We start from the raw sequence: 10,950 nt of genomic DNA on the forward strand, positions 1-10,950 counted from the left end.
CGGCCTTCCGGAACGTGATGCCCTGCCCGTCGCGGTAGGGCTCGTCGCCGGGGCTCGAGCCGAGCGGCGCCCCCGCGAACGACGGGTTGTCCGCGGCGATGCCCGTGTCGATGACGCCGATCACCGTCCCCGCCCCCGCCCGCTCCACGCCCCCGGCGGCCGCCCAGAGCCCGTGGCCGCCCTCGAGACCAGGGAGCGCATGGCGGCGTCGACCGCCCGTGCAGCATCCGGTCGGGCTCCACGCTGAGCACGTCGGCATCGTGTCCCAGCGCCCGGACCTGCGCTGCGGCGAGCGACGCGGAGAACCCGTTCGTCGTCAGGGAGTACTCGTGCGTGGGCGTCGCCCCGATCGAGTCTCGCCACCGAGCGCTGGGCGTGGGCCAGGTGGTCGGTATACCGCTCGACGGCCTCCGATCGCACGTCGAGGCGGGCGCCGGGGTCGGCCGTCGTGCGGGCGAGACCGTCGAGGGTGCCGTCGTAGGTCGCTGCCGGCTGGCCCTTGAGCGTGACCAGGTAGTGCCCTGTCCGCCGGACGCCGCGGCACGGCCGCGCGGGGGACGACCGCGGCGCCGGCCGCGGCGCCGCCCGCCAGCACGAGCGCGAAGGCGACGACGCAGGCCGCGAGCGGGCGCGCCCCGCGCGGGCGGCGCCTCCGGTCCGACAAGCGCGGGTCTCGGCGTGCGGGACATGGCTGTTCCCTCCTGTCGCCGGCCTCGGCCGGCTGCGGACCCACGGCGTGCACGGAGCTGCTCGGGCGGGCACGCCCTGCGTCGCGGGAACGCGTCGAAGACGCGTAGAGGAGGACTGTAGGGACGGCGGCCCGGTGCCCGTCGGCCGTCTGCACATGCGCCTCGCGCGCATCGCCCATGAGCGCCGAGCAGGCCCCGCCCCGATGCGGGGGCGGGGCCTCTCGGTCACCGTGCGGGCTGCGGCGCCCGCGGGGTCAGGCGAGGCGCGTCTGCAGGTTGTCCGCGAGCGACGCGAGGAACTCCTCGGTCGTCTGGTACGGCTGGTCCGGCCCGACGAGGAGCGCCAGGTCCTTCGTCATCTTCCCGCTCTCGACCGTCGTGATGACGACGTCCTCGAGGGTGTCGGCGAAGGTCTTCAGCGCGTCGTTGCCGTCGAGCTTCGCGCGGTGCGCGAGGCCCCGCGTCCAGGCGTAGATCGACGCGATGGGGTTCGTCGACGTGGGCTTGCCCTGCTGGTGCTGGCGGTAGTGGCGCGTGACGGTGCCGTGCGCGGCCTCCGCCTCGACGACCTTCCCGTCGGGCGTGGTGAGCACGCTCGTCATCAGGCCGAGCGATCCGAAGCCCTGCGCGACGGTGTCGGACTGCACGTCGCCGTCGTAGTTCTTGCACGCCCAGACGTAGCCGCCCTCCCACTTGAGCGAGGCGGCGACCATGTCGTCGATGAGGCGGTGCTCGTAGGCGAGGCCCGCCGCGGCGAACTGCTCGGCGTACTCGGCCTCGAAGACCTCCTGGAACAGGTCCTCGAACCGGCCGTCGTAGGCCTTGAGGATCGTGTTCTTGGTCGACAGGTAGACCGGGTAGTTCCGGGGCGAGGCCGTAGGAGAGCGAGGCGCGCGCGAAGTCGCGGGATCGAGTCGTCGAGGTTGTACATGCCCATCGCGACGCCGGATCCGGGGGCTCTGGAACACCTCGAACTGCTGCGGCTCCGAGCCGTCCTTCGGCGTGAACGTCATCGTCAGCGTGCCCTCGCCCTCGAAGCGGAAGTCGGTGGCGCGGTACTGGTCGCCGAAGGCGTGGCGGCCGACGATGATCGGCTTGTTCCAGCCGGGCACGAGGCGCGGGATGTTGCTGATGATGATGGGCTCGCGGAAGATCGTGCCGCCCAGGATGTTGCGGATCGTGCGCGTTCGGCGAGCGCCACATCCGCTTCAGGCCGAACTCCTCGACGCGCGCCTCGTCGGGCGTGATCGTGGCGCACTTGACGCCGACGCCGTGCTTCTTGATGGCCTCGGCCGCGTCGATCGTGATCTGGTCGTCGGTCTCGTCGCGCTTCTCGATGCCCAGGTCGTAGTACTCGAGGTCGATGTCGAGGTACGGGTGGATGAGCGTGTCCTTGATGGACTGCCAGATGATGCGCGTCATCTCGTCGCCGTCGAGCTCGACGACGGTCCCCTCTACCTTGATCTTCTCCACGAAGTCCTCCTCATGCTCGTCGGCGCCCTCCGCGGGCGCGTCTCCGTCGGCGCGCCCCGGGTCCGGCTCGTCGCCGGTGGGATCCGCAGGCCAGCCTACCCGGCGGCCCCTGTCTCTCGACATCGAGACATCCCGCGGGATCCGCGCGGGGGCCGCCCGGCGCCGCGGATCCACCCGCCGGCACCCGCGCGCACCCCGTCGTTCCCACGCCTGGTCCGCGGGACGCCCGCCCGATACCCTGTGGCCATGAGCGACATGACACTCGAAGAGCTGAGCGCCCGCACGATCGTGGCGGCGAACACGCTGACGCTCAAGCCGGGGCAGGAGGCGTACGTCGCCCCCGTGTCGCACTCCATCGCCGAGGCCTACGTCAACCCGACCACCGCCTGGCCGCGCGTGGTCATGGAGGACGGCGAGGTCGTCGGCTTCATCATGGGCAACTTCGACCCCGAGGCGCACGAGGAGATCTTCCGCAGCTGCATCTGGCGGATCAACGTCGACGCGGACGCGCAGGGGCACGGCGTGGGCCGCTTCGCCGTGCTCGCCCTGGCCGACGAGGCGCGCTCGCGCGGCTTCGACCGCCTCACGGTGGTGTGGGAGCCCGGCGAGGACGGGCCCGAGGAGTTCTTCACGCACGTCGGCTTCGAGGTCATCGGCGAGACGCAGTACGGCGAGTCCATCGGCGCCCTGGCCCTCTAGCACGTGGCCGTCTTCGCCACCCCCGGGGAGTTCACCGACCGCGTGCTCGAGGTCGTGGCGGAGATCCCGCCCGGTCGGGTCATGACCTACGGCGACGTCGCCGCCGTCTTCGGGCGCCGCGGCGCGCGAGCGGTCGGCATGGTGCTGCGCTACCACGGCGCGGGGCTGCCCTGGTGGCGGGTCCTCCGCGCCGGCGGGCATCCCCCGACGGGCCTCGCCGGCGAGGCTCGCCCCCGCTACGAGGAAGAGGGCACGCCCCTCCTCGACGCCCCGACGGACGATGGCTACCGCGTCGACCTGGAGGCGGCCCGCTGGTTCCCGTGACCGTCCGGCCGGCCGCGCCGGGTCCGGGGCTCCCTCCCCCGGACGGCCGACCGCGGGTCATGCCCGGGGACCACGACCGGGGCCTCGCGGCCGACGCGGTGGAGCCATCCGGTCCGCTGGACTGGGACCATGCCCGTCGCCGGTCCGCCCGCCTCCTCGCCGCCCCCATCCTCGCCGCGTCCCTGTCGCTCGCGCTCGGCGGATGCGGGGCCGCGCGCACCGTCGGCGGCATGACCACGCCGGCGGACGCCCGGGTCTACGCGGCGGCGGCGGACGCCGAGGGGCGCCTCCCCGGCTGGATCCCGGCGGACGCCACCGACATCCGCATCAAGACGTCGTTGCGCGGCGAGGGCGCGATCCTCGAGTTCCGGTCGGCGACGCCCGCCGACCGGCTCGGATGCGAGGCTGCGACCCCGGACGCGCCCGCGCCCGGCGTGCAGGACACCTGGTGGCCGGACCCGTCGCCCGCGGCGACCATGACGTGCGGCGACGGCTGGCACGCCGCACCCGACGGCGACGTCGTGCACGCGTGGCTGCCGACGGGATCGCCCGCGCTCGACCTCTGAGGCCGGTCGCGGCGTCGGCACGCCGCCGCCGGGGACGGCGGCACACCGCCGCGGGCGCTAGACCAGCGACTCCCGCCAGGCCGCGTGTAGCTGCGAGAACCGGCCGGTGCCCTCGATGAGCGCGTCCGGCGTGCCGTCCTCGACGATGCGGCCCTGCTCCATCACGAGCACCCGGTCGGCGATCGCGACCGTCGAGAGCCGGTGCGCGATGATGATGGCCGTCCGGTTGGCGAGCAGGGTCGTGAGGCCCTGCTGCACCAGGCGCTCGCTCGGGATGTCGAGCGAGCTCGTCGCCTCGTCGAGGATCAGCACCGCCGGGTCCGCGAGGAACGCGCGCGCGAACGAGATCAGCTGCCGCTGCCCCGCCGAGACGCGGCCGCCGCGCTTGTTCACGTCCGTGTCGTACCCGTCCGGCAGCGACTCGATGAAGGTGTGGGCGCCCACGGCCTCCGCCGCCTCCTGGATCTCGCGACGCGTCGCGTCGGGCTTGCCGATGGCGATGTTGTCGGCCACCGACCCCGAGAAGAGGTACGCCTCCTGCGTCACCATCACGATGGCGCGGCGGAGGTCCTTCGGGTGCAGGTCGCGCAGGTCGATCCCGTCGAGCGCCACGCGGCCGTCGGACGGGTCGTAGAACCGCGAGATGAGCTTCGCGAGCGTCGTCTTGCCCGCGCCCGTGGATCCGACCAGGGCGATGGTCTGCCCCGCCGGCATGTCGAGGTCGAAGCGGGGCAGGATCGTCTTGCCCTTCCCGTACCCGAACTCGACGCCCTCGAACGAGACGTGGCCCGTGGACTCCCACAGGTCGACCGGACGCACCGGGTCCGGCACGCTCGGCTCCTCCTCGAGCACGCCCGAGATCTTCTCGAGCGCCGCCGACGCCGACTGGTAGCTGTTGTAGAACATGGCCATGTCCTGCGCCGGGCCGAAGAACTGCCGCGTGTAGAGCACGACCGCCAGCAGCGCGCCGATGCCGAGCTGGCCGTCGGCCACGCGGAGGCCGCCCACGAGCAGCACCACCGCCACGGTGACGTTGCCGATGAGGATGAGCCCCGGGTCGAAGACGCCGAACACCTGGATCACGCGCATGTTGGTGTCGCGGTACCCCTCGACGTGCTCCGAGAACTCGTCGGCGTTCCGCTTCTCCTTGCGGAAGGCCTTCACCGCCCGGATCCCCGTCATCGTCTCGACGAAGTGCACGATCAGGCGCGCGGACTTCACGCGCGTCTGCCGGAACAGCGCCTGCGACTTCACGGCGAACCAGAGGCTGAGGAGGAACAGCGGCACGAGGGCCGCGAGCAGCACGAGGCCCGAGACCCAGTCGAAGGAGAACAGCGCGACGGCGGTGAACGCCATGTAGAGCGCACCCTGCACGAGCTGGTTGATGCCGCCGTTGAGGAGCTCGCGGATGGAGTCGAGATCGCTCGTCTGGCGGGAGATGATGCGGCCGGACGTGTACGTCTCGTGGAACTCCAGGCTCAGCTTCTGCGTGTGCAGGAACATGCGCTTGCGGAGGTCGAGGAGGATCTCCTGGGCGATCCGCGCCGACATGACCTGGTACTTGGCCACCAGGACGGCGCCCGTCACCGCGACCAGGACGTACGCGCCGATCACGAGCGCGAGCTGCGTGAAGTCGCCCGTGTCGAGGAGCGCCGGCAGCGCCCGGTCGAGGCCGATGCCGATGAGGGCGGGGCCGGCGACGTTGGCCGCCGTGGCGACGAGGATGGTGACGGCCGTGAGGATCAGCGACTGCTTGACCGGCTGGATGGTGCTGACGAGCAGCCGCGTCGACCGCCTGCGGATCTGCTTGCTCTCGCTGCGGGTGAAGTCGTCCCTCTCCTCGCCGGTGACTCCGGTGACGCTCATGCTGAGGCCTCCTCGCGCACGGTGTTCCCTTCCACGTCGAGGCTCGAGATGACGAACCGGTAGTGCTCGCTCGTGGCGAGCAGGTCGGAGTGCCGGCCGACCGCGGTGATGCGGCCGTCCTGCATGAGGGCCACCCGGTCCGCGAGCATCACGGTCGAGGGGCGGTGCGCCACGATCAGCGCGGTGGTGGAGGCGAGCACGCGGCGCAGCGCCGCCTCGACGAGGGCCTCCGTGTCGACGTCGAGCGCCGAGAGCGGGTCGTCGAGCACGAGCACGTCGGGCGCCGCGGCGACCGCGCGCGCCAGGGCGAGGCGCTGCCGCTGCCCGCCGGAGAGGCTGAGCCCCTCCTCGCCCACGGTCGTGTCGACGCCCTCCGGCAGGTCCCGCACGAAGCCGGCCTGCGCGATGTCGAGCGCCTCCTGCAGCACGCGCTCCGCCTCGGGCCCGCCGGCCTCGAGGTCCGGGCGGCCGAGGAGCACGTTGTCGCGGACGCTCGAGGGAGAACAGCGTCGCGTCCTCGAAGGCCATCGCGATGCGGCTGCGCAGCTCCTCGAGGCCGAGGTCGCGGATGTCGACGCCGTCGAGCTCGATGCTGCCGCCGGTCACGTCGTACAGCCTCGTGGTCAGCGCGGTGAGCGTGGACTTGCCGCACCCGGTGACACCGACGAGCGCCATGGTCTCGCCCGGCCGCAGGTCGAGGTCGACGCCGTCGATGAGGTCGGGCTGTCCCGCGGCGGCGTCCTGGTATCGGAAGTGCGCGCCCCGGAACACGAGGTGGCCGCGGGGCTCGGCGATGCGCACGGGCGTCGCCGGATCGGTGATGGTGTCCTCCTCGTCCATCACCTCGAAGTACCGGTCGATGGCGGTGCGCGCGTCGAACGTCATGGACAGCAGGAAGCCCACCGACTCGATCGGCCAGCGCAGCACGGCGGCGGTCGCGAAGAACGCGACGAGCTCGCCCACGGAGATCTCCCCGCCCGAGGCGAGGAGCACTCCGCCGAGCAGCGCCAGCGCGAAGGTGAGGTCGGGGATGAGGAGGAGCCACAGCCAGATCCCGGCGATGGCCTGGGCCTTCTTGATCTCCGTGCCGCGCAGCTCCTCCGCCTGCTCCGCGAAGGCGTCGTGCATGTGCTTGCCGCGCCCGAAGGCCTTCAGCACGCGGATGCCGTGCACGGACTGCTCGACGCTCGTGGCGAGGTCGCCGGACTGGTCCTGGCTGAGGCGCGCCACCGAGGAGTACTTCTGCTCGAAGAGGTAGCCGTACACCCACAGCGGGATGGAGCAGAGCAGGAAGCCGAGCCCGAGGCGCCAGTCGATGGAGACGAGGAAGCCGATGCCCACGAGGATCGTGAGGATGTTCACGACGAACAGCACCAGGCCGAACGCCATCCACCGACGGATGAGGTTGAGGTCGCTCACCATGCGGGACAGGAGCTGGCCGCTCTGCCACCTGTCGTGGAACGCGACCGGCAGCTGCTGCAGCTTCCGGTAGAAGGCGTTCCGCATGTCGGCCTCCATCAGGGTGCCGGGTTTCAGCACGAACCAGCGGCGGAGGGCGATCATCGCGGCCTCGAGGATGCCGAGGCCCAGGATGAGGAGCACGGCCGGCAGCACGGCGGCCGAGTCGCCGTCGCCGAGCGGCCCGTCGACCAGGCCGCGGAGGATCTGCGGGATGACGAGCGACAGGAGGGAGCCGACGAGCGCGACCACCATTCCCGCGATGATGCTCGGCATGGCCGGACGCGCGAACGGCAGGAGCCGCATCAGGATCGCGATGGTGCCGGGCCGGCGGCCGTGGCGGTCGACCGACGACGCGTCGGGCGATTCGGGCGGTGAGGTGGACACGAGGGTTCCTTTTCGTAGTCGGCCGATGCGCGGCCGGACGTGCTCTGCGGCCACGAGCGGAGGGCGCCCACGAGGGGGCCCTGGCGCGGAGGCCGGACGGATGACGAGGTCCCGCGATCTCTCGCGGGAGGATGGTAGGGGTGCGGGGCCGGCGGTCAGCCGTCGGCGTCCCGCCTTCGGGAGCACGACGACGACGCCGGTGCGGGATTGCCAGCGGATGCCGGGCGCTGCGTCTCGGGAGCCGGTTCCGGATGTCAGAGCCGACGGGTCCGCGGCGCGCCGGGCAGGCCGGTCGGAGGGAGCGGGTGGCGCTAGCGGCGCGGGACGCCGGACGGGATCGTGGCGTGCGCGATCACGGCGCCGATCCGGTTCGAGGTCGTGCGTGCGTGCGTCATCGATGTCGTGGTCATGACACCCTCCCTGGGCTGCGTATGCGATTCACGTGTGGCCGCACCGATGGACCACGTGAATGGCCGCATGAGGCAGCCTTCCAGGATATGGACGGGTGACGCGGATGTGCAAAGGCCCGGCCCGCATCCGTGGATGCGGGCCGGGCCCTCGCGCTGGAGATCCGGGTCGTCAGCCGACGCGCACCGACAGGCAGGTGACGCAGCCCTCCAGCTTCTCGAACTCGCTGATGTCGACCGCCACCACCTCGTAGCCGAGGCCCCGCAGGAGCTCCGCCGTCCGCGGTGCCGCGGCGGAGAGCAGGAGGGTGTCGTCGTCGAGCGCGACGACGGCCGTCCCCTCGGCCTCCGGGACGGGCAGGAACGACGGGAACAGCCGGGCTCGTCGACGAGGGCCTCGTACCCGATCACCGTGCCGTCCGGCAGAGCCGTCACCTGCGACTTGAGGTGCAGGGTACGACGGACGGGCACCGCCACCACCGAGTAGCCGAGGGGACGGGCGATCTCCCGGAGGCGACGGATCCCGGCGGCGTTCGTGCGGCTGCTGGAGCCCACGTAGAGCGTGCGCCCCACCTCGAGCACGTCCCCGCCGTCGATGGTGGCGGGCAGGTCGATGGAGGCGAGCGAGAGATCCAGGGCCTCGACCGCGCGCTCGACGCCCGTGCGCTCCCCTCGACGGGAGTCGGCGCCGGACGTGAGCAGAACGGCCGTGCTGCCGAGCACCAGCACGGCGTCCTCGACGAAGACGGAGTCGGGGTCGTCGTCCGCGGGTGCGACCTCGCGCGTCGACCAGCCGTTCTCCTCGAGCGCCAGGACGTAGCCCTCCCACTGCCGATCCGCCAGCTCCGCATCCACGGGTCGGCGCTCGAGGTGGGTCAGCTCGCCCTCCGCGAGCCGGGACGACGGGATGCGCACCAGCGCGACCCGCTCCCGTACCGGCGCATGGGCGGTGCCGACGAGGCGAACCCACAGGCGACGGCCCAGGAGGATCGATGCCAGGGAGACGCCGATGACGAACATGAGGTTGAGCCCGAGGAGGGTCTCCAGGAGCGGCGGCACGATGTCGCCCGTGATCGTGGCGCCCTGACCGAGCGCCCCCACGAGGCTCCCGACGAGCGCACCGACGACCGCAGCGGCCACGGATCCGACGATGGTGGTCCACAGCCGGCGGTACAGCCCGGTTCCGGCGAGGGCCGCGAGCAGCACGAACGCGACGAGCGTGTGCACCGCCCAGTAGTCAAGGAGGGTCACGAGGATCGCGGCACCGGGCTGGTTGGCGCTGAACAGGGTGAGCACGCTGAAGAGGAGCCCCAGTAGCGCGGAGATGCCGGCTGCCACGAGCGCTGCGGACAGTGCCCGGCCCAGTGGCGTCGCCGCGGCGGCAGACGACCTGGAGGCTCCCCGCCCTGACGCACTCGCGGTGGGGTGGGCGTCGTCGTACGACCCGCCGCGGGTTCCCTGGGGATCGCCTCCGGCTGTCGGCGGGGTCTCGGACTTCGTCGCGGTCGTTCTCGTGGGGATCGGTCACGAGCGACGAGGATATCGGCCGCTCGTATGGACCCGATGTGAGGGCCCTGGCAAGCAGGACCTGCGCACGACCGCGACGGGCGAGATCGCGGTGGTGCCCGTTAACGAAGAAAGGCCCGCCGCACGATGTGCGACGGGCCTTCCCGTTACTACCAAATCAAGTCCGGCGGTGTCCTACGTTCTCCCACAGGGTCCCCCCTGCAGTACCATCGGCGCTGAGAGTCTTAGCTTCCGGGTTCGGAATGTGACCGGGCGTTTCCCTCTCGCTATGGCCGCCGAAACACCTCATACACACCCACAAAAGGCATGAAAACTGTGATGAATCGACCAGTCAAGCTGGTTGTTCAATTAGTACCCGACCGTATATCGGGAACCACATAGTGGACGCAAGCAAAGTGTTTTCAAGATATCGGCTTATTAGTACAGGTCAGCTCCACGAGTCTTTAGTCCTCGCTTCCACATCCTGCCTATCAACCCGGTAAGTCTAGCCGGGAGCCTTCACCCTGAAAGGGATGGAAATCTCATCTCGAAGCCGGCTTCCCGCTTAGATGCTTTCAGCGGTTATCCGTTCCGAACGTAGCTAATCAGCGGTGCTCCTGGCGGAACAACTGACACACCAGAGGTTCGTCCATCCCGGCTCCTCTCGGCACACCAAGGGATAGATCTTCTCAAATTTCCTACGCGCGCAGCGGATAGGGACCGAACTGTCTCACGACGTTCTAAACCCAGCTCGCGTACCGCTTTAATGGGCGAACAGCCCAACCCTTGGGACCTACTCCAGCCCCAGGATGCGACGAGCCGACATCGAGGTGCCAAACCATGCCGTCGATATGGACTCTTGGGCAAGATCAGCCTGTTATCCCCGAGGTACCTTTTATCCGTTGAGCGACAGCGCTTCCACAAGCCACTGCCGGATCACTAGTCCCGACTTTCGTCCCTGCTCGACTTGTCAGTCTCCTCACAGTCAAGCTCTCCTTGTGCACTTACACTCGACACCTGATTACCAACCAGGTTGAGGGAACCTTTGGGCGCCTCCGTTACTTTTTAGGAGGCAACCGCCCCAGTTAAACTACCCACCAGGCACTGTCCCTGAACCGGATTACGGTTCGAAGTTAGATATCCAGAGTGACCAGAGTGGTATTTCAACAATGACTCCACCCGAACTAGCGTCCGAGCTTCACAGTCTCCCACCTATCCTACACAAGCCACACCGAACACCAATACCAAGCTGTAGTAAAGGTCACGGGGTCTTTCCGTCCTGCTGCGCGTAACGAGCATCTTTACTCGTAGTGCAATTTCGCCGAGTTCGCGGTTGAGACAGCTGGGAAAGTCGTTACGCCATTCGTGCAGGTCGGAACTTACCCGACAAGGAATTTCGCTACCTTAGGACGGTGAGACAGTTACCACCGCTGAAGCGGCGCACGAAAAACGCGAAAGCGTTTCACGATAAATGCGAAAACATCTCTTCTACACTGCACGAGGAACGGTTAATATCGGTTCGACAACCAACGAGTTAATAAGGACAAAATAACCGTACCAAGTACATGCCAAAAA

The 10,950-nt window shown here is 69.7% G+C and carries 6 protein-coding genes, 2 rRNA genes and 3 pseudogenes; 3 read left to right on the forward strand and 8 right to left on the reverse strand.

The window, feature by feature from the left end:
• Nucleotides 1–278 precede the first annotated feature (278 nt).
• From ACZ411_RS10805 to ACZ411_RS10815, 3 genes and pseudogenes are all read right to left on the reverse strand, one after another.
• Nucleotides 279–689, reverse strand: a pseudogene (locus tag ACZ411_RS10805) (hypothetical protein); the annotation flags it as partial.
• A 254-nt stretch (nucleotides 690–943) separates the two neighbouring features.
• Entirely contained in the window at nucleotides 944–1,867 is a 924-nt protein-coding gene (locus ACZ411_RS10810; protein ID WP_464170558.1) for an NADP-dependent isocitrate dehydrogenase, read from the reverse strand.
• Nucleotides 1,868–1,934: 67 nt separating this feature from the next.
• Nucleotides 1,935–2,285: pseudogene (locus ACZ411_RS10815) on the reverse strand (isocitrate/isopropylmalate family dehydrogenase); the annotation flags it as partial.
• 123 nt (nucleotides 2,286–2,408) lie between these two features.
• Here ACZ411_RS10815 and ACZ411_RS10820 point away from each other — a divergent pair.
• Genes ACZ411_RS10820 through ACZ411_RS10830 form a run of 3 tightly spaced genes read left to right on the forward strand, consistent with a single transcriptional unit; the run spans nucleotide 2,409 to nucleotide 3,751 of the window.
• Entirely contained in the window at nucleotides 2,409–2,861 is a 453-nt protein-coding gene (locus ACZ411_RS10820; RefSeq protein WP_094117051.1) for a GNAT family N-acetyltransferase, read from the forward strand.
• Between the two features lie 3 nt (nucleotides 2,862–2,864).
• Nucleotides 2,865–3,185 carry an MGMT family protein gene (locus ACZ411_RS10825; RefSeq protein ID WP_464170517.1) on the forward strand — a complete coding sequence of 107 codons (321 nt, stop codon included), beginning with the start codon at nucleotides 2,865–2,867 and terminating at the stop codon, nucleotides 3,183–3,185.
• Between the two features lie 59 nt (nucleotides 3,186–3,244).
• A complete protein-coding gene (locus ACZ411_RS10830) occupies nucleotides 3,245–3,751 on the forward strand; it encodes a hypothetical protein (RefSeq protein WP_464170519.1) in 507 nt (168 codons plus the stop codon).
• Nucleotides 3,752–3,808: 57 nt separating this feature from the next.
• On the opposite strand, the gene ACZ411_RS10835 is transcribed toward ACZ411_RS10830, so the two are convergent.
• The 5 genes and pseudogenes from ACZ411_RS10835 to ACZ411_RS10855 all read right to left on the reverse strand — a co-directional run.
• The gene (locus tag ACZ411_RS10835; RefSeq protein WP_464170521.1) at nucleotides 3,809–5,617 is read right to left on the reverse strand and encodes an ABC transporter ATP-binding protein; all 1,809 of its coding nucleotides are present in this window, start codon (nucleotides 5,615–5,617) and stop codon (nucleotides 3,809–3,811) included.
• Nucleotides 5,614–7,462: pseudogene (locus tag ACZ411_RS10840) on the reverse strand (ABC transporter ATP-binding protein). The gene ACZ411_RS10835 and the pseudogene ACZ411_RS10840 overlap by 4 nt, the downstream one beginning before the upstream one ends.
• Nucleotides 7,463–7,773: 311 nt before the next feature.
• Nucleotides 7,774–9,207: a hypothetical protein gene (locus ACZ411_RS10845; protein WP_464170523.1), complete on the reverse strand. Its 1,434-nt coding sequence runs from the start codon at nucleotides 9,205–9,207 to the stop codon at nucleotides 7,774–7,776.
• A 350-nt stretch (nucleotides 9,208–9,557) separates the two neighbouring features.
• Nucleotides 9,558–9,676: ribosomal RNA gene (gene rrf / locus ACZ411_RS10850) — 5S ribosomal RNA — on the reverse strand.
• 117 nt (nucleotides 9,677–9,793) lie between these two features.
• Nucleotides 9,794–10,950, reverse strand: a 23S ribosomal RNA gene (locus ACZ411_RS10855); the annotation flags it as partial.

This window comes from Clavibacter sp. AC415 (assembly GCF_979252985.1).